Source organism: Thermoanaerobacter mathranii subsp. mathranii str. A3 (assembly GCF_000092965.1).
Taxonomy (GTDB): domain Bacteria; phylum Bacillota; class Thermoanaerobacteria; order Thermoanaerobacterales; family Thermoanaerobacteraceae; genus Thermoanaerobacter; species Thermoanaerobacter thermocopriae.
Genome location: NC_014209.1, coordinates 1938572 through 1957141, shown reverse-complemented (window position 1 = coordinate 1957141; position 18570 = coordinate 1938572). Strand labels below are relative to the sequence as shown.

General features: G+C 36.3%; 26 protein-coding genes, 1 tRNA gene and 1 other annotated feature. All 27 genes read left to right on the top strand.

Annotated elements, in window-relative coordinates:
* Positions 1–67 precede the first annotated feature (67 nt).
* The 27 genes from ispD (at position 68) to rplX (ending at position 18547) form a co-directional block, all read left to right on the top strand.
* The gene (gene ispD / locus TMATH_RS09795; RefSeq protein WP_013150817.1) at positions 68–760 is read left to right on the top strand and encodes a 2-C-methyl-D-erythritol 4-phosphate cytidylyltransferase; all 693 of its coding nucleotides are present in this window, start codon (positions 68–70) and stop codon (positions 758–760) included.
* Between the two features lie 56 nt (positions 761–816).
* A complete protein-coding gene (locus tag TMATH_RS09790; protein ID WP_013150816.1) occupies positions 817–2061 on the top strand; it encodes a lipase family alpha/beta hydrolase in 1245 nt (414 codons plus the stop codon).
* Positions 2054–2551: a 2-C-methyl-D-erythritol 2,4-cyclodiphosphate synthase gene (ispF, locus tag TMATH_RS09785; RefSeq protein WP_198002289.1), complete on the top strand. Its 498-nt coding sequence runs from the start codon at positions 2054–2056 to the stop codon at positions 2549–2551. Before TMATH_RS09790 ends, ispF begins: the two co-directional genes overlap by 8 nt.
* A gap of 44 nt (positions 2552–2595) precedes the next feature.
* A complete protein-coding gene (locus TMATH_RS09780; RefSeq protein ID WP_013150814.1) occupies positions 2596–4308 on the top strand; it encodes a proline--tRNA ligase in 1713 nt (570 codons plus the stop codon).
* Between the two features lie 89 nt (positions 4309–4397).
* Positions 4398–4637, top strand: a complete 240-nt coding sequence (locus TMATH_RS09775) for a hypothetical protein (RefSeq protein ID WP_013150813.1) — start codon at positions 4398–4400, stop codon at positions 4635–4637.
* A 328-nt stretch (positions 4638–4965) separates the two neighbouring features.
* Positions 4966–6459 carry a glutamate--tRNA ligase gene (gltX, locus tag TMATH_RS09770; protein ID WP_013150812.1) on the top strand — a complete coding sequence of 498 codons (1494 nt, stop codon included), beginning with the start codon at positions 4966–4968 and terminating at the stop codon, positions 6457–6459.
* Positions 6425–6640, top strand: a binding site (T-box leader). Its footprint overlaps the gene before it by 35 nt.
* A 35-nt stretch (positions 6641–6675) precedes the next feature.
* Complete coding sequence (gene cysE, locus TMATH_RS09765) at positions 6676–7341, top strand: serine O-acetyltransferase (protein ID WP_013150811.1); 666 nt, start codon at positions 6676–6678, stop codon at positions 7339–7341.
* Positions 7328–8728 (top strand): cysteine--tRNA ligase, encoded by a 1401-nt coding sequence (gene cysS / locus TMATH_RS09760; protein WP_013150810.1) that lies wholly within the window; start codon positions 7328–7330, stop codon positions 8726–8728. The genes cysE and cysS overlap by 14 nt, the downstream gene beginning before the upstream one ends.
* Positions 8713–9141: a Mini-ribonuclease 3 gene (locus TMATH_RS09755; RefSeq protein WP_013150809.1), complete on the top strand. Its 429-nt coding sequence runs from the start codon at positions 8713–8715 to the stop codon at positions 9139–9141. Before cysS ends, TMATH_RS09755 begins: the two co-directional genes overlap by 16 nt.
* A 9-nt stretch (positions 9142–9150) precedes the next feature.
* Entirely contained in the window at positions 9151–9894 is a 744-nt protein-coding gene (gene rlmB, locus TMATH_RS09750) for a 23S rRNA (guanosine(2251)-2'-O)-methyltransferase RlmB (RefSeq protein ID WP_041591719.1), read from the top strand.
* A gap of 13 nt (positions 9895–9907) precedes the next feature.
* Complete coding sequence (locus TMATH_RS09745) at positions 9908–10402, top strand: NYN domain-containing protein (RefSeq protein WP_198002306.1); 495 nt, start codon at positions 9908–9910, stop codon at positions 10400–10402.
* Between the two features lie 81 nt (positions 10403–10483).
* Complete coding sequence (gene sigH / locus TMATH_RS09740) at positions 10484–11128, top strand: RNA polymerase sporulation sigma factor SigH (protein WP_013150806.1); 645 nt, start codon at positions 10484–10486, stop codon at positions 11126–11128.
* Positions 11129–11189: 61 nt separating this feature from the next.
* Positions 11190–11265: transfer RNA gene (locus tag TMATH_RS09735), tRNA-Thr, on the top strand.
* Positions 11266–11403: 138 nt separating this feature from the next.
* Positions 11404–12606: an elongation factor Tu gene (gene tuf / locus TMATH_RS09730; RefSeq protein ID WP_012995915.1), complete on the top strand. Its 1203-nt coding sequence runs from the start codon at positions 11404–11406 to the stop codon at positions 12604–12606.
* A 188-nt stretch (positions 12607–12794) separates the two neighbouring features.
* The gene (rpsJ, locus tag TMATH_RS09725; protein WP_012995914.1) at positions 12795–13103 is read left to right on the top strand and encodes a 30S ribosomal protein S10; all 309 of its coding nucleotides are present in this window, start codon (positions 12795–12797) and stop codon (positions 13101–13103) included.
* 58 nt (positions 13104–13161) lie between these two features.
* Positions 13162–13794 (top strand): 50S ribosomal protein L3, encoded by a 633-nt coding sequence (gene rplC, locus TMATH_RS09720; RefSeq protein ID WP_012995913.1) that lies wholly within the window; start codon positions 13162–13164, stop codon positions 13792–13794.
* Between the two features lie 17 nt (positions 13795–13811).
* On the top strand, positions 13812–14432 hold the full coding sequence (gene rplD / locus TMATH_RS09715; protein ID WP_012995912.1) for a 50S ribosomal protein L4: 621 nt from the start codon (positions 13812–13814) through the stop codon (positions 14430–14432).
* The gene (gene rplW / locus TMATH_RS09710) at positions 14432–14725 is read left to right on the top strand and encodes a 50S ribosomal protein L23 (RefSeq protein ID WP_012995911.1); all 294 of its coding nucleotides are present in this window, start codon (positions 14432–14434) and stop codon (positions 14723–14725) included. The genes rplD and rplW overlap by 1 nt, the downstream gene beginning before the upstream one ends.
* 23 nt (positions 14726–14748) lie before the next feature.
* Positions 14749–15576, top strand: coding sequence for a 50S ribosomal protein L2 (gene rplB, locus TMATH_RS09705; RefSeq protein ID WP_012995908.1), 828 nt, complete (start codon positions 14749–14751; stop codon positions 15574–15576).
* 22 nt (positions 15577–15598) lie between these two features.
* Positions 15599–15880 (top strand): 30S ribosomal protein S19, encoded by a 282-nt coding sequence (rpsS, locus tag TMATH_RS09700; protein ID WP_003868564.1) that lies wholly within the window; start codon positions 15599–15601, stop codon positions 15878–15880.
* Positions 15881–15897: 17 nt separating this feature from the next.
* On the top strand, positions 15898–16233 hold the full coding sequence (gene rplV / locus TMATH_RS09695; RefSeq protein ID WP_013150805.1) for a 50S ribosomal protein L22: 336 nt from the start codon (positions 15898–15900) through the stop codon (positions 16231–16233).
* A 13-nt stretch (positions 16234–16246) separates the two neighbouring features.
* Positions 16247–16912: a 30S ribosomal protein S3 gene (gene rpsC, locus TMATH_RS09690; RefSeq protein ID WP_013150804.1), complete on the top strand. Its 666-nt coding sequence runs from the start codon at positions 16247–16249 to the stop codon at positions 16910–16912.
* A gap of 3 nt (positions 16913–16915) precedes the next feature.
* Entirely contained in the window at positions 16916–17350 is a 435-nt protein-coding gene (rplP, locus tag TMATH_RS09685) for a 50S ribosomal protein L16 (protein WP_012995905.1), read from the top strand.
* Complete coding sequence (rpmC, locus tag TMATH_RS09680) at positions 17340–17549, top strand: 50S ribosomal protein L29 (RefSeq protein ID WP_012995904.1); 210 nt, start codon at positions 17340–17342, stop codon at positions 17547–17549. The genes rplP and rpmC overlap by 11 nt, the downstream gene beginning before the upstream one ends.
* 17 nt (positions 17550–17566) lie before the next feature.
* Positions 17567–17821, top strand: coding sequence for a 30S ribosomal protein S17 (rpsQ, locus tag TMATH_RS09675; protein ID WP_012995903.1), 255 nt, complete (start codon positions 17567–17569; stop codon positions 17819–17821).
* Between the two features lie 21 nt (positions 17822–17842).
* Positions 17843–18211: a 50S ribosomal protein L14 gene (gene rplN / locus TMATH_RS09670; protein ID WP_012995902.1), complete on the top strand. Its 369-nt coding sequence runs from the start codon at positions 17843–17845 to the stop codon at positions 18209–18211.
* Between the two features lie 12 nt (positions 18212–18223).
* Positions 18224–18547, top strand: a complete 324-nt coding sequence (gene rplX, locus TMATH_RS09665) for a 50S ribosomal protein L24 (protein WP_012995901.1) — start codon at positions 18224–18226, stop codon at positions 18545–18547.
* Positions 18548–18570 lie beyond the last annotated feature (23 nt).

Here is an 18570-nt window from a genome sequence, read left to right as displayed (position 1 = left end):
CCTGTGTTTTTTTATGTGAAAATGATATAATTGGAGTGTCCATTATTTTACTTGTGAGGTAGAGAAAATGAATGTAAGTGCGGTAATAGTAGCGGCAGGCAAGGGCATTAGGATGGGTCACACAGTAAATAAAGTGTACCTTCCTATAGCCGGAAAACCAGTTTTGTATTATTCTCTCAAAACCTTTGATGAAATTGATTGGATTAAAGAAATTGTTGTTGTTGTATCAAAGGAAGAAATAGAATACTGCAAAGAAAATGTAATAAAAAGGTATTTTTTCAAAAAACCAGTTAAATTAGTTGAAGGAGGTAGTGAGAGGCAATATTCTGTTTATAATGGAATTATAAACACAGAGAGAAATTGCGAAATTATAACAATTCATGATGGAGCAAGGCCTTTAATTGAGAAAGAAGTAGTTTTAAAAGCTTTAAAAGAAGCTTATTTGTATAAAGCAGTTGCATTGGGAGTACCTGTGAAAGATACTATAAAAGTGGTTGATGAAAAAAATTTTATTTTAAATACTCCTGATAGAAAATATTTATGGGCAATTCAAACTCCTCAGGTATTTGAAAGGAATTTGATTATTAAAGCTCATCAAAAGGCACTTGAAGATGGTTTTTTAGGGACAGATGACACAGTGTTAGTGGAGAGATTGGGTTATAAAGTGAAAGTAGTTGAAGGAGATTATAGAAATATAAAAATAACTACGCCAGAGGATTTGATTGTGGCAGAAGCCTTCTTGAAAAATAACGTTTTATAAAAATCCTCATATAATTTAATAGAGAATTTTCTATTAAGTTATATGAGGGTGATTGTATGGATACCCCTGTAGTTTTTGTGCACGGGATATTTGGCTCTATTTTTACTCCAACTCCTTTGGGGAAAATATGGAGTTTTGGCCCTGCGTCACATGCTTATAGCCCTTTTATAGAAAATTTGGGCAAGTTAGGCCTAGTAGAAGGGAAAAATCTATTTATATGTTATTATGAATGGTGGAAAAGAGTGCCGGATTCTGTTGATACCCTTAAACTGACTATTGAAGAGGCGAAAGCTAAGACTGGCAGCCCTAAAGTAGATTTGATATGCCATAGCATGGGAGGACTTTTGGCAAGAAGTTATATTCAAAGCGATAAGTATCAATTTGATGTGGGTAGATTGATATTTTTAGCTACTCCCCATTTTGGAGCGACAAATGCTTATTATGGTTGGGAAGGGGGGACTGTGCCTCCAGAGGATGATGATTTTATAAATTTACTCTTTAAAGGGTTCTTGTGGATATTTTCAAAAATTAAAGGAGAGAGTGACGCTATCACTGTTATTAGAAAATATATCCCTTCTGTAAAAGACTTAATGCCTTCTCGCGAATATGGAAATTATATTTTTATGTATCCTACTCGATATGATAAAATTTTGTTTAAAAATGTTGAGTATATGAAAGTTATAAATGAGTTTTTGAATAGTCTAAATGAACAGGTAGGAGTTTTATACGACAGAGTCAAGAAAATCTATGTTTTTTCAGGAGATGGAATATATACTAATAAGTTTATTCAGGTAGAAAAACCGGTAAGTGACATAGTATGGCCAGACGGCAAACCAGTAGGGGTGATAAGGGATGACAAAGGAGATGGTACAGTCCTTAAAAAGAGCGCGTTGGGAGTAGAAGGAGAAAAATTTATTGTTAAAACAGGCCATATTGGAATTTTAAATAAATCTATTCCTTATTTGCAACAAATATTAGAGGTGAAAGAAAAACCCAAAGTTTCTATTTTAGAAAAAGTTGTATCATATTTGAGTATCATAACTGACAAGAAAATAGTAGTGTTAGATAGGAGTGAAAATACTACAAGCTATGATATCTTTGGCAAATTTGTGTGGCATCTGAATTTAAAACCTGAGGGGGAATATCGCATTTCTGCAAGAGAGCCTTTTGTTTCGGAGGTATATATTGAGACTAACAAAGGTAATTTTGTAAAAAAGATTAAACCATCTCGCTTTTCAAGAGATATAAGTATAAGTTTAGAAGTTGATAAAGAAGGGAATTTTAGAGTAAAGGATGGTTAAAATGAGAGTGGGGTTAGGATATGACGTCCACAAGTTTAAAAAAGGAAGAAAGTTAATACTGGGGGGAGTAGAAATTCCCCATGATAAAGGTTTGGCAGGCCATTCTGATGCAGATGTTTTGATACACGCCTTAATTGATGCTATTTTAGGAGCAGCTGGTTTAGGAGATATAGGGGAGCACTTTCCTGATACGGAAATAGCCTATAAAGATATTGATAGTAGCCTTTTATTAAAAAAAGTGTTGGCAATGATAGAGAATAAATTTAGAATAAATAATGTTGATTGTATTATTGTAACGCAAAAGCCTAAGTTATCTCCTTATAAAGAGCAAATAACAATAAAATTATCAGAATTATTAAAAATTGAAAAAAAAAGAATAAATGTAAAAGCAAAAACAGAGGAAGGATTAGGTTTTACAGGTAGACAAGAGGGAATAAAAGCCTATGTTATTGTTAGTTTAGAAGAATTAGATGTTGACATAAAAAAGTAGGTAAAATAAAATTTACTTAAAATTATGCACTTAGGAGGATGGAAATGAGGTTATCGCAATTATTAGTTCCGACTTTAAGAGAAATTCCTGCTGAAGCTGAAATTCCCAGTCATATTTTAATGTTAAAAGCTGCATTGATGAGGAAATTGGCTTCGGGGGTATATATTTACTTGCCATTAGGGCAAAGGGTACTTAGAAAAGTGGAGCAAATTATAAGAGAAGAAATGGACAGAGCTGGCAGCCAAGAGGTACTAATGTCTGCTCTTATTCCAGCAGAACTTTTGAAAGAAAGTGGAAGATGGGATGTATTTGGCCCTGAGATGTTCAAGCTAAAAGATAGAAATGAAAGGGACTTTTGCTTAGGACCTACACATGAAGAAGTTTTTACAGACCTTATTAGAAATGAAGTGAAGTCTTATAGGCAGCTTCCTCTTATTTTATATCAAATTCAAACTAAGTTTAGAGATGAAAGGCGCCCGAGATTTGGTGTCATGAGAAGTAGAGAATTTATAATGAAGGACGCTTACAGCTTTGATGTGGATTGGGAAGGTTTGGATAAATCCTTTGAAAAAATGTATGAGGCTTATTGCCGAATATTTGATAGATGTGGGCTTAAATATTTGGTGGTAGAAGCAGATTCAGGCGCTATGGGAGGAAAAGACTCAAAAGAGTTTATGGTAATATCTAGTGTAGGGGAAGCAGTGATAGCTTATTGTGACAATTGTGGCTATGCTGCAAATGAGGAAAAGGCAGAATGCCTTATCAATCAAGAAATAGTTGAAGAGATGTTGCCAAAAGAAAAAGTATATACACCAAATGTTAGAACAATTGAAGAGTTGGTTGGATTTTTAGGGATTACTTCTGACAAGTTTGTAAAAACTCTTATATACAAAGCAAAAGACAAAGTTGTAGCAGCATTAGTTAGAGGGGATAGGGACTTAAATGTGACAAAGCTTTTAAATATTTTGGAAATAAGAGAAGAGGAATTAGAATTGGCAGATGCATCAATAGTGGAAAAGGTTACAGGCGCAGAAGTTGGATTTGCAGGACCTATAGGATTAAAAGGTGAAGTAATGATAATAGTAGATAATGAGATTCCGCAAATGAGGAATTTTATAGTAGGGGCAAACGAGACAGATTATCATATTAAAAATGTAAACTATGGTAGAGACTTTAAAGCCGATGTTGTGGCGGATATCAAAAATGTTATTGAAGGAGATAAATGCCCCAGATGTGGCTCACCTCTTAAGATTGACAGAGGGATAGAGGTTGGGCATATTTTTAAATTAGGAACGAAGTACAGTGATGCTTTAGGAGCTAAATATGTAGATGAAGAAGGCAATGAAAAGCCAATAGTAATGGGCTGCTATGGTATAGGAATTAATAGAACAGTGGCTGCTATTATAGAACAAAATCATGATGATAAAGGCATTATATGGCCTATGAGTGTTGCGCCCTATCATGTGATTATAGTACCTGTCAATGTTTCTAATGAAGCTCAAAATGGAGTAGCCGAAGATATATATGCTGCTTTGCAAAAAGAGGGAATAGAGGTTTTGATAGATGATAGAGATTTGAGAGCTGGTGTCAAATTTAATGATGCCGATTTGTTAGGAATACCTATAAGGATTACTGTAGGGAAAAAAGTAAGTGATGGAATAGTGGAAATAAAATTGAGGGAAAATGAAGAAGCAGAAGAGGTAAAAATTTCTGATGTTGTAGAAAAGGTGAAAAATATTATAAAAGAGAAGATGTGAGGGGTTCCTTAAAGGAATCCCTTGTTTTGTATAAAGGAAGTTTTTATGTGAAAAAATATTTGTCAAAAGGTTAAAAAGGAGGGACTCTTGTGAATATTTATATAATGGGTATTAGTGTGGAGAAAAGGAGTGAATTTGGCCCAAAAGTTCAAGAAGTGTTGACAAAACATGGTGACCAAATAATTGCAAGGTTTGGAATACATGATTCACAAAATGGCAGTGGTCTTATTACTTTGAATGTAAGAGGCAAAGAAAAATTTATGGAGGAATTAGCAGAGGAATTAGGTGCTATTCCTACAGTTACAGTCAAATACATGAATTTAAAATAAAGTTTTTAGAGCTGACGTTTGCACTGCTTGCTCCGGTGACCTCACAGCTAAACTAACGCTCGACTTCAGATTCTGGCGGAATTCCGGGCACAATCGTCTCCCATGCCTCAGGTGCCCGCCTCCAGTATCCTTGCCTCCGGACCCGCCTTCATCTTTTGCTCTTGCTAAGCTTAGCAACTGTTCAGTCAAGTCGAGCGCTTAGCGCAAAACGTCGCCTAATCTACAGAATTTTACACACAATTGTCACTTCATCTATTTAAAAAGCGCAAAATTTGTTATAATTAAATCTAGTACAGTAACATTAACAAAAAAGGATGGAGTGACACACATGAGTAATTTGAGGGTTAGATTTGCGCCAAGCCCTACAGGAGCTATTCATATAGGGAATATAAGAACTGCTTTGTTTAATTATCTTTTTTCAAGAAGTGAAGGAGCTACTTTTGTTTTAAGGATTGAAGACACGGATCTAGAAAGGTCTTCAAAAGATTTTGAAGAATTAATTTTTAAAGAATTAGAGTGGTTAGGTATAGAATGGGACGAAGGGCCAGACAAACCAGGGCCTTATGGCCCTTATAGGCAAAGTGAAAGACTTGCAATTTATCATAAATTTGCTCAGAAACTTATTGAAGAAAAAAAAGCATATAGATGCTATTGCACTCCTGAGGAATTAGAAGAAGATAGGAAAAAGGCTGTGGAAAGAGGAGATATACCTCGTTATTCTGGAAGGTGTAGGTATCTTACAAAGGAGCAAGAAGAGGCTTTTATAAAAGAAGGGAGAAAACCTGTAATAAGGTTTATTGTTCCTGACGATGAAGTCATAGAGTTTGAAGACATGATAAAAGGGAAAATTACAATAAAAAGTGATACTTTAGGTGGGGACATGGTAATTGTCAAATCAGACGGAATGCCTACTTACAATTTTGCAGTTGTAATTGATGATGCTCTTATGAAGATTACACATGTAATAAGAGGAGAAGACCACATATACAATACTCCTAAACAGATACTCATCTATAAAGCTTTAGGATTTGAGATTCCCACATTTGCCCATGCACCTTTAATATTGGGACCAGATAGGACTAAACTTTCTAAAAGGCATGGGAATACTTATATAGGCCAGTATAGAGAATTGGGATATTTGCCAGAGGCTATGTTTAACTTTTTATCTCTTTTAAGTTGGTCACCGGAGGATAATGTAGAAATCATGTCAAAAGAAGAAATAATAAAGAAATTTAATTTTAGAAGGATTCACAGTGCTAATCCTGTTTTTGACATTGAAAAGCTTAATTGGATGAACCAACAGTATATACAAAAAAGCTCTGTTGAAAGAATTGTAGATTTGGCTATTCCACATTTAAGAAGGGCAGGATACATTGACGAAATAAATGATATGATGTATAATTGGCTAAAGGATGTAATATCTCTTTACAAAGACGGGCTTCAATATGTGGCTCAAATTATTGAAAAAGCTAAGATGTTTTTTGTAGAAGAGGTTGACTATTCTGAGGAAACAATGAAAATATTAGAAGAGAACCCAAACAGTAAAATTGTGTTAGAGGGAGTCAAAAGAGCCATAGAAGAATCAGAACAGTTAACAGAAGAATACGTAAAAGATTTGCTTAAGAAATTGCAGAAACAAACAAATGTAAAAGGAAAAGAGTTTTTCATGCCAATCAGAGTAGCAATAACAGGAGAAGACCATGGACCTGAATTGGTGAAGATTATTCCACTTGTAGGGAAAGATAAAGTGATAAATAGGCTTAAAAGAGCGATAAATTTAATAAAGGAAAAAAGCGATGAGAAGAAGAGTATTATAACATAAGCCTTCAGAGAAGAGCTACCATAGGCTGCGAGTAGCTCGAGGATATGTTATAAGAAGTGCATCTTTGAGCTGTATCCCTGAAATTTCAGTAGGGGGTTACCGGCATGTGCCGTTATCTAAAAGGAGTGGAGTCTAAAGCTCAAGCAGAGTGGAACCACGGGAGTCCCCCCTCGTCTCTGAGATGAGGGGGGTAAATTTTTAAGGAGGTGTTTAGTATTGTTTAAGACTTTAAAAGAAGACATACAAGTTATTTTTGAAAGAGACCCTGCTGCCAAAAGTGTGCTGGAGGTTGTATTATGTTATCCTGGGCTCCATGCTATAATACTGCACAGAATTGCCCATTATTTATATAAAAAGGGTTTAATTTTACTTCCTCGACTTATTTCACAGTTTAATAGATTTCTCACAGGAATTGAAATACATCCTGGTGCTAAGATAGGCAGGAGATTTTTTATTGATCACGGTATGGGGGTTGTAATTGGTGAGACTACAGAGATTGGTGACGATGTGACAATATATCAAGGGGTAACTTTGGGAGGTACAGGGAAAGAAAAAGGGAAAAGACACCCTACTATAAAAAATAATGTAGTTATAGGAAGTGGAGCTAAAGTATTAGGTCCTATTGTAGTGGGAGAAAATTCAAAAATAGGTGCAGGGGCAGTTGTATTAAAAGATGTACCTCCTAATAGCACAGTAGTTGGAGTACCTGCTCGCTGTGTGAAAAAAGATAATGTACGTATAGCTTCTTCCTATGGTGTAGATTTAGAACATGGCAAACTTCCTGACCCTGTGGAAGAAGAATTGCAAAAATTAAGAAAAAGAGTTGAAAAGTTAGAACAAATCTTAATTGCAAAGGAGGGAAAGAAGGATGAAGCTATATAATACTCTTTCGAGGACAAAAGAAGAATTTCAGCCTTTAAATGATAAGGTAGTGAACATGTACGTTTGTGGGCCTACAGTATATAATTATATCCATATCGGAAATGCTAGGGCTTTTATTGTATTTGATACGGTAAGAAGATATTTAGAATATAAAGGTTATAAAGTAAATTACGTTCAAAATTTTACTGATATTGACGATAAAATAATTAAAAGAGCTCAGGAAGAAAATGTTACTACGAAAGAATTAGCGGAGAAATATATACATGAATATTTTAAAGATGCAGATAATTTGGGTATAAAAAGAGCAACAGTTCATCCTAAGGCGACAGAGCATATTGAAGATATAGTCAAATTTATAAAGATTTTAATCGATAAAGGTTATGCTTATGTGGTAAATGGAAATGTTTATTTTGAAACTGCGAAATTTAAGGATTATGGAAAGCTTTCTCACAAAAATATAGAAGAATTGCAAGCAGGCGCAAGAATTGAGATAAACGAAGAAAAGAAAAATCCATTGGATTTTGTTTTGTGGAAAGCTCAAAAGCCTGGTGAACCTGCATGGGATAGTCCGTGGGGAAGAGGAAGACCGGGATGGCATATAGAATGTTCTGTCATGTCTACGAAATATTTAGGAAAAACTTTAGATATCCATGCAGGAGGTCCTGATTTGATATTTCCTCATCACGAGAATGAAATTGCTCAAAGTGAAGCATTATATGGTCAACAATTTTCTAAATATTGGATGCATATAGGGTATTTAAATATAAATAATGAAAAAATGTCAAAATCTAAAGGAAATTTCTTTACAGTAAGAGAGATTACAGAAAAGTATCATCCTGAAGTTTTAAGACTTTTTATGCTTATGGCCCATTACAGAAATCCCATTAATTTTAGTTTAGATTTAATGGATCAGGCCAATTCTGCTTATGAAAGATTATTAAATGCGATGGCTAATTTAAAACATTTGTTGACTGTGTGCAAAGAAAGAGAATTAAACGAAGAAGAAAAAAGAATAGTAGAAAAGTTTGAAGAATATAAAAAAGAGTTTGAAGAAGCAATGGATGACGATTTTAATACTGCAGATGCCATATCAGTTTTGTTTGAAATGGCAAAAACTGCTAATATAAATCTAAGTGGAAATTCTTCAAAGGAATTGGTAAAATATATTTTGGATATGTTTTTAAAACTCTCAGAAATTTTAGGACTTTTTTATAGAACTGTAAAAACTGATATTGATGATGAGGAAATACTGGCTTTAATAGAAAAAAGACAACAAGCAAGGAAAGAAAAGAATTGGAAGTTAGCTGACGAAATAAGAGATAGACTGAGAGAAAAAGGAATAATTTTAGAAGATACGCCAGAGGGAGTAAGATGGAAAAGAATGTGATGGGTTCTTTAGGAAATTTCAAGTTTCTTGAAAAGGAGGGGGTGTCAAGTTTGTCACCCCTTGTTTTAGCTTTTATTGGGGATGCCGTGTATAGTTTGTATATCCGCACAAGGATTGTAGCCCAAAAAAACCAACATGTTAAATTTTTACACAGAGAGACAGTTAAGTATGTAAAAGCCCAAGCACAGGCAGAATCTATAAAAAAAATTTATGATCTTCTCTCAGAAGAGGAAAAAGATATAGTTAGAAGAGGAAGGAATATTAAGTCTAATACTACACCTAAAGGAGTAGAAGTACAGGACTATAGGTATGCTACGGGATTTGAAGCTTTACTAGGTTATCTATATCTTGCAGGAGAATTTGAAAGATTAAAAAATATTCTTGAGCTTTCTGTACAAGTTATTGAGGAATAGGTGATGGTTATGAAAGAGCAGGATGTAATTTTTGGTAGAAATCCAGTAATGGAAGCTATAAAAAGTGGAAAAGAAATTGAAAAAATTTATATTTCTAAAACAGCAAAAGGTAATATTTCAAAAATAATAAATCTTGCAAAAGAAGCAGGTATTGTAGTTTCTACCACTGATAATGAAACTTTAAGCAAACTGGCCGGCAGTCAAAATCATCAAGGAATTGTAGCTTTGTCTGCTGTCTATCAATATTTTGAAGTAGAAGACCTTTTAGAGTATGCTGAGCAAAAGAAAGAAAAACCTTTTTTGTTGATATTAGATGAGATAACTGACCCTCACAATTTGGGTGCGATTATAAGAAGCGCAGAGGCTTTTGGGGTCCATGGGATAATAATTCCAAAAAGACGGGCAGTTGGAGTGAACGCTACTGTGGTAAAAACTTCTGCTGGAGCAGTGGAGCATATGAAAATAGCAAAAGTATCAAATATTAACAACACAATACGAAACTTAAAAGAAAGAGGCTTGTGGATTGTTGGTACAGATGTAAATGGAGGAAAAAGCTTTGAAGAGATTGATTATGATTTTCCTGTTGCTCTTGTTATCGGAAATGAAGGAAAAGGGGTTTCTAAATTAGTTTTACAAAATTGCGATTTTGTAGTTAAAATCCCTATGAAGGGTAAGATAAATTCTTTAAATGCATCTGTAGCTGCTTCTCTTTTAGTTTACCAGGTAGTTTCAAAAAGAAAAGATAAGGCGTGATGTTCTCTTGTATATGTTAGTAGATGGTTATAATGTGATAAATAATTGGCAGATTTTAAAAAAAGAAGCGCAAAAAAGCTTGGAAGATGCGCGAGATAAGTTAATAGATATATTGGCTGATTTTAGAGGATATTCAGGGATAAATATAATCTTAGTTTTTGACGCAATGTATGTAAAAGGAAGTTTAGAAAAACATGAAGAAATTAGTGGGATTGAAGTCGTTTACACAAAAGAAGGTGAATCGGCAGATCACTTTATAGAGTTAAAAGTGGTGGAATTAGCGAAAAAGGAGCGAGTAATTGTGGTAAGTTCTGATTGGACTGTGCAACAGGTGGTTTTAGCTCATGGTGCAATAAGAATGTCTGCAAGAGAGCTTTACGAGGAGATGAACAAATATATTGAAAGCCATAAAAAAAGCTATATGAATACAATTTATAAAGACAATTTGGAAGAACGTTTAGATAGTGAAATAGTAAAAAAGCTGCGCAAAATGGCAGAAAACAGCTAAAATTAGCTTGACTACCTTTACCAATATAATGTATAATTATAACGTATAAAGTTGCTGGAATAATAAATGGGGGCGGTATTGGTGAAATCTGGGGCGCAGCAGGATTACTATCAAACATATGACCAAATGGAAGAGGAGGAGGTAGTTTTTAGAGCTCAAAAAGGAGACGAAGCCGCTTTAGAGTACCTTCTTGAGAGGTATAAAAGCTTTGTAAAAGCAAAGGCTCGCGCCTATTTTTTAGTGGGTGCCGATAAGGAAGACATTATGCAAGAAGGGATGATAGGTCTTTACAAAGCAATAAGAGATTATAAAAGTGACAAGCTCTCCTCTTTCAAAGCTTTTGCGGAGTTATGCGTGACTCGTCAAATTATTACTGCCATTAAAACTGCAACGAGACAGAAGCACATACCGCTTAATTCTTATATTTCCCTCAATAAGCCTATCTTTGATGAAGAATCTGATAGGACTCTTTTGGACGTTGTTTCTACCCAATGTATTGCTGACCCTGAGGAGTTAATAATAAGTAAAGAAGAATACGTTAACATTGAAAACAAAATGGAAGAATTATTAAGCGGATTAGAGTGGGAGGTCTTGGTATCATATTTAGATGGCAAGTCTTATCAAGAAATTGCGGAAGATCTAAATAGGCATGTTAAATCTATAGACAATGCATTACAGCGGGTAAAAAGAAAATTAGAAAGGTATCTTGAAATGAGAAACAGCTAACTATTGACATTTAGAAAACTTTATAGTAAAATCAAAAATCGGAGTCGTGATTTTCCCTTTTGCCCACGTAGCTCAGTAGGTAGAGCGTCGCCTTGGTAAGGCGGAGGTCACCGGTTCGATCCCGGTCGCGGGCTCCAATTTTGTTGTTAAAGTTTTTTTTTATCATAGAAGGTTTGGTTTTTAACAACAGAAATTAAGATGTATAAAATGTCACTTTTGTGACATAATTTTAAGAAACACTAGGATAAGTTTATTGTGTAAAGGAGGAAAAAAGGATGGCGAAGCAAAAATTTGAGAGGACGAAACCGCATGTAAATGTAGGGACGATAGGGCACGTAGACCATGGTAAGACGACATTGACAGCGGCGATAACGATGGTATTATCGAATGCGGGGTTAGCAGAGAAGAAAGGATATGACGAGATAGACAAGGCACCGGAGGAGAGAGCAAGGGGAATAACAATAAACACGACTCACGTAGAATATGAGACAGAGAAGAGGCACTATGCGCATGTAGACTGTCCAGGTCACGCGGACTACGTAAAGAACATGATAACAGGTGCAGCACAGATGGACGGAGCGATATTGGTAGTATCAGCAGCAGACGGTCCGATGCCACAGACGAGGGAGCACATATTATTAGCGAGGCAGGTAGGGGTACCGTATATAGTAGTATTTTTAAACAAGGCAGACATGGTAGACGATGCAGAATTAATAGAGCTGGTAGAGATGGAAGTAAGGGAGTTATTAAACGAATATGAATTTCCTGGGGATGACACACCGATAGTAGTAGGTTCAGCATTAAAGGCATTAGAATGTGGATGTGGCAAGAGAGAATGCGAATGGTGCGGGAAGATATGGCAGTTAATGGATGTAGTAGACGAATATATACCGACACCGGAGAGGGACATAGACAAGCCATTTTTAATGCCAGTAGAGGACATATTTACAATAACGGGAAGAGGGACAGTTGCGACAGGGAGAGTAGAGAGAGGCAAAGTAAAAGTAGGGGACGAAGTAGAGATAATAGGGCTTACGACAGAATCTAAGAAGACAGTAGTGACAGGGGTAGAGATGTTCAGGAAGACGATGGACGAAGCGCAAGCAGGGGACAACATAGGAGTGTTATTAAGAGGGATACAGAGGGACGAAGTAGAGAGAGGGCAAGTATTGGCGAAGCCAGGGACGATAAAGCCGCACATGAAATTTGAGGGGCAGGTATACGTATTGACGAAGGAAGAAGGAGGAAGGCATACACCATTTTTCAATGGATACAGGCCACAATTTTACTTTAGGACGACAGACGTAACAGGGACGATACAGTTACCAGAGGGAGTAGAGATGGTGATGCCGGGGGACCACGTAACGATAAAAGTAGAGTTAATAACACCGATAGCGATGGAAGAAGGTTTGAAGTTTGCTATAAGAGAAGGCGGCCGTACAGTAGGTGCTGGCGTCGTGTCAGCTATCATAGAGTAGCATTAATTTTTGTGCTAATAGCAGTTGCTATTAGCACAAAAATATTGATATGTCAACTCTTGCAATGATTGAGAACTTGAGATAAAATATTAAAGCTGGTCTATAGCTAAGTTTTTTTTTGACAATAAAACGCCTGGATATGTGGATATATAAATAGTGATGAGGATTGATAAAAGGAGGGAAATATAATGCCCAAGCAAAAAATTCGCATACGCCTAAAAGCTTTTGACCATGCTATTTTGGATCAATCGGCTCAAAAGATAGTGGAAACTGCAAAGAGAACAGGTGCAGAGGTTTCGGGACCTATTCCATTGCCGACAGAAAGAGATATCATAACTATCTTGAGAGCTCCTCACAAATATAAAGATTCAAGAGAACAATTTGAGATAAGAACTCATAAGAGATTGATTGATATTTTAAACCCAACTCCTAAGACAGTAGATGCTCTTATGAGATTAGATTTGCCATCTGGTGTAGATATTGAAATAAAACTGTAAAATAATAAAGAAATTAAGACGCAAAAGCGTCCGCTGATTTCAGGAGGTGGATAGAATAATGAAAAAAGGTATTTTAGGAAGAAAGCATGGGATGACACAAATATTTGATGAAAAAGGAGAAGTTATTCCAGTAACTGTGATTGAGGCTGGGCCTTGTGTCGTTGTTCAGAAAAAAACTACAGAAACTGATGGATACAACGCTATTCAAGTGGGTTTTGGGGATGTTAAAGAGAAAAGACTCACAAAACCTTTAATAGGGCATTTCAAAAAGGCAGGAGTGCCTTTTAAGAGGTATTTAAGAGAGTTTAGGCTAGATGACGTAAGTGGATATGAAGTAGGCAGCGAAATAAAGGTAGATATTTTTAAACCAGGTGATAGGGTAGATGTAACAGGTATTTCAAAAGGTAAAGGCTTTGCAGGTGTTGTAAAAAGGTATGGTGCCAGTAGAGGACCTATGTCTCACGGTTCCAAATACCATAGAAGAGTAGGTTCAATGGGTGCTACGACAGACCCAGGAAGAACTTTTAAGGGTAAAATAATGCCTGGGCATATGGGACATAAAAGAGTGACTATACAAAACCTAGAAGTTGTAAAAGTTGACCCTGAATTAAATTTATTATTAGTAAAAGGATCAGTGCCAGGACCTAAAGGCTCCTTGCTCATTATAAAAGATTCGGTAAAGAGCAAGTGATGAAAGGAGGAAGAAAGATGGCTAAGGTAGCGGTGTACAACGTAAAAGGGGAACAAGTAGGAGAAATAGAGCTGAAAGATTCAGTTTTTGGCGTACCTGTAAATGTCCCTGTTATGCATCAAGCAGTGTTAAACTATTTGGCAAATCAAAGACAGGGCACCCATTCAACCAAAACCCGCGGCGAGGTTCGTGGTGGTGGAAGAAAGCCTTGGAGGCAAAAAGGGACAGGAAGAGCGCGTCAAGGAAGTATAAGAGCTCCTCAATGGATTAAAGGTGGCGTTGTTTTTGGGCCAAAACCCAGGGATTACAGTTATAAGCTGCCTAAAAAAGTAAAAAGATTAGCTTTAAAATCTGCTCTTTCATCCAAAGTCAGGGATAATGAGATAATTGTTTTGGATGAATTTAAATTGGACCAACCAAAGACTAAAAAGGTCGTGGAGCTTCTTAAGAATTTTAATGTTGACAGTGCTTTAATAGTAGTACCTGAAGGTGAGAAGAACGTAGAACTTTCGACAAGAAATATACCGGGTGTAAAAACTTTATATGCTAATTATCTCAATACCTATGATGTCTTAAAGTATGACAAATTTATCATAACAAAAGATGCCGTGGGTATAGTCGAGGAGGTGTACGACTAATGGAGGCACGGGACATTATAATACGCCCAGTAATAACTGAAAAAAGTATGCGCCTCATGGGAGAGAGAAAATATACTTTTATTGTGGATAAAAGGGCAAATAAAATTCAGATAAAGAAAGCTGTAGAAGACATATTTGGGGTCAAAGTGGAAAAAGTATATACAATGAATTACAAAGGAAAACCAAAGAGAATGGGAAAATATGAAGGAAGGACAAAAGCTTACAAAAAAGCAATAGTGAAGCTTACTCCAGACAGCAAAGGTATCGAATTCTTCGAAGGAATGCAGGTGTAATTTTAGGTTAAGGAGGGAAAGCAATGGGAATAAAATCTTTTAAGCCGACATCTCCCGGCAGACGTCAAATGACAGTATTGACTTTTGAGGAAATTACCAAAGATAAGCCAGAGAAATCATTAGTTGTTAGTTTAACTAAATCAGGTGGAAGAAATGTTTATGGAAGGATTACTGTTAGACATCGCGGGGGCGGACATAAGAGGAAATATAGGATTATAGATTTTAAAAGAGATAAGGACGGAGTACCAGGAAAAGTAGCTGCTATTGAGTACGATCCAAACAGGACAGCTTATATTGCACTTATTCATTATTTAGATGGAGAAAAAAGATATATCATTGCTCCTTATGGCTTAAAAGTGGGAGATATAATTGAATCTGGAGAAAATGTAGACATTAAGGTAGGAAATGCTTTACCTTTGAGAAATATTCCTGTAGGTACAGTGGTCCACAATATTGAACTTACGCCTGGAAAAGGTGGACAGTTAGTGAGAGCGGCAGGCACAGCTGCGCAGATTATGGCTAAAGAAGGAGATTATGTACAAATTAGGATGCCTTCAGGAGAGATTAGATTGATAAGAGCAGACTGTCGTGCAACCATTGGACAAGTGTCGAATATAGATCATGAAAATGTAAAAATAGGAAAAGCAGGTAGATCAAGATGGCTTGGTAGAAGACCAAGTGTTAGAGGTTCGGCTATGAATCCTGTAGACCATCCACATGGTGGTGGTGAAGGTAAAGCACCTATTGGGCATCCAGGTCCACTTACACCATGGGGCAAGCCTGCATTAGGCTATAAGACACGTAAGAAAGGTAAAGCTTCGGATAAATTTATTATAAGAAGGCGCAAATAATTAGTGAAAGGAGGTCAAAGTCTTGAGTAGATCCGTAAAAAAAGGTCCATATGTTGATCCAAAACTTCTAAAAAAGATTGTTGAAATGAATAAAAAGAATGAGAAAAAAGTGATCAAGACATGGTCAAGAAGTTCAACTATTGTTCCAGAAATGGTTGGACATACCATAGCTGTTCATGACGGTAGAAAACATGTACCTGTTTATATAACTGAAGCGATGGTAGGGCACAAGCTAGGGGAATTTGCTCCTACTCGAACCTTCCACGGCCATGCTGATACTGAAAAAACTTCCAAAGTTAAATAGGCAAAGGAGGAGATAACGTGGAGGCAAGGGCAATCGCCAGATATGTAAGAATTTCGCCTCGAAAGGTTAGATTAGTACTTAACCTAATTCGTGGCAAACATGTAGATGAAGCCTTGACAATTTTAAGGTTTACTCCCAAAAGAGCCTCAGGAATAGTCGCTAAGGTTCTTAAATCAGCCATTGCTAATGCTGAGAATAACCATGGAATGAACAGAGATAATCTGTATGTAGCAAAGGCTGTGGCAGACGAAGGCCCTACAATGAAGAGAATTTTCCCAAGAGCGAGGGGAAGAGCAGATATTATGAGAAAGAGAACCAGTCATATAACAATAGTCGTGAAGGAAAGAGAATAAAGGAGGGATATGCGTGGGCCAAAAGGTACATCCATATGGACTTAGAGTTGGAGTTACACAAGATTGGCTAGCTAAATGGTATGCGGATGACAAAAATTTTTCAAAATTCTTAATAGAAGATATTAAAATAAGAAACTATATAAAAGAAAAACTGTATGCGGCTGGGATTTCCAAAATAGTTATTGAAAGAGCTTCCAATAGAATAAAAATAGATATCCATGCTGCAAAACCTGGAATGGTAATTGGCAAAGGTGGTGCAGGCATTGATAAATTAAGAGAAGAATTAGAAAAAATGACCAACAAGACGATTATCCTTAATATTGTAGAAGTTAAAACTCCTGAACTTAGTGCACAGCTGGTAGCTGAGAATGTTGCAGCTCAAATTGAAAAGAGGATATCTTATAGAAGGGCTATGAAACAAGCAATAGCAAGAGCGATGAAATTAGGCGCAAAAGGTATCAAAATTGCTTGTTCGGGTAGACTTGCTGGTGCGGAAATTGCTCGTACTGAACGGTATCATGAAGGCGTTGTACCACTTCAAACCTTAAGAGCGGATATTGACTATGGCTTTGCGGAGGCAAATACTACTTATGGGAAAATAGGAGTAAAAGTTTGGATAAATAAAGGAGAGATATTGCCACAGCCTAAAAAGCAGGTAACCGCGGAAGGAGGTAATTAAAACATGTTAATGCCAAAAAGAGTAAAATACAGAAAACAACAACGGGGCAGAATAAAAGGAAATGCTACTCGTGGTAATACCTTGACGTACGGAGAATATGGGTTGCAAGCGCTGGAACCCGGTTGGATTACAGCCACCCAAATTGAGGCAGCAAGGGTTGCAATGACGAGGTTTATAAAAAGAGGCGGGAAAGTGTGGATAAAAATTTTCCCTGATAAACCAGTTACTAAAAAACCTGCTGAAACTCGTATGGGTTCAGGTAAAGGGTCACCAGAATTCTGGGTAGCAGTTGTAAAGCCTGGAAGAGTTCTTTTTGAAATAGGTGGAGTGTCAGAAGATATTGCGAAAGAGGCTTTAAGGCTTGCGATGCATAAACTGCCTATAAAGACAAAGTTTTTAAAACGTCAAGAATTGGGTGGTGAAGATAATGAAAGCTAAGGAAATAAGAGAACTTACCAATGAGGAATTACTTCAAAAGCTTTCGGAGTTAAAAGCAGAGCTTTTTAATTTGAGATTTCAACTGGCAACCGGCCAATTAGATAACCCTATGAGGATAAGGGATGTAAGAAAGACAATTGCGAGAATAAAGACAATTTTAAGAGAGCGGGAATTAGGTATTAGGCAAAATAATGCATAAGGAAGGAGGGTACTGAGTTGGAAAGAGGCCACAGAAAAGTTAGAATTGGAACAGTAGTAAGCAATAAAATGCAAAAAACTATTGTAGTTGCTGTAGAAGACAGAGTAAGACATCCTCTTTATGGGAAGACAATAAAAAGAACTAAAAAATTTAAAGTACACGATGAAAATAATATATGCAATGTTGGAGATGTAGTAAAAATAATGGAAACAAGACCGCTTAGTAAAGAGAAAAGATGGAGATTAGTTGAAATAGTTAAGAAGGCTGAATAATTTGAAAGGAGGTAAATTCTAATGATTCAACCTCAAACACGTTTGAAAGTTGCAGATAACACGGGCGCAAAAGAAATTATGTGCATTCGCTTATTAGGTGGTTCAAATAGGAAGTTTTCTAATGTAGGAGATGTAATAGTTGCTTCTGTAAAAAGTGCAACACCCGGTGGTGTTGTAAAAAAAGGTGAAGTTGTTAAAGCTGTAATTGTAAGGACAAAGAAAGGGATTGCTCGGAAAGATGGTACTTATATAAGATTTGACGATAATGCTGCGGTTATTATACGAGATGATAAACAACCAAGAGGTACTCGTATTTTTGGACCAGTAGCAAGAGAATTAAGAGAAAAAGACTTTATGAAAATTATATCTTTGGCTCCTGAAGTGCTTTAAGGAGGGTTGTAAATGGCACAGAATAAATTGCACGTAAAAAAAGGAGATATGGTTGTTGTAATTTCGGGTAAAGACAAAGGGAAAAAAGGAAAAGTATTACAGGCATTTCCTAAGGAAGGCAAAGTAATTGTAGAAGGCGTAAATATTGTTACAAAACACAAGAAATCGACAAATCCACAAAAACCGGGTGGAATAATTCACCAAGAAGCACCAATATACAGTTCTAAGGTTATGCTTTATTGTGAAAATTGTGGAAGAGGAGTTCGCTATGGGGTTAAAGTCCTTGAAAATGGCGAAAAAGTACGTTACTGCAAGAGGTGCAATGAAACGCTATAATTTATAAAAGGAAGGAGGCTCAT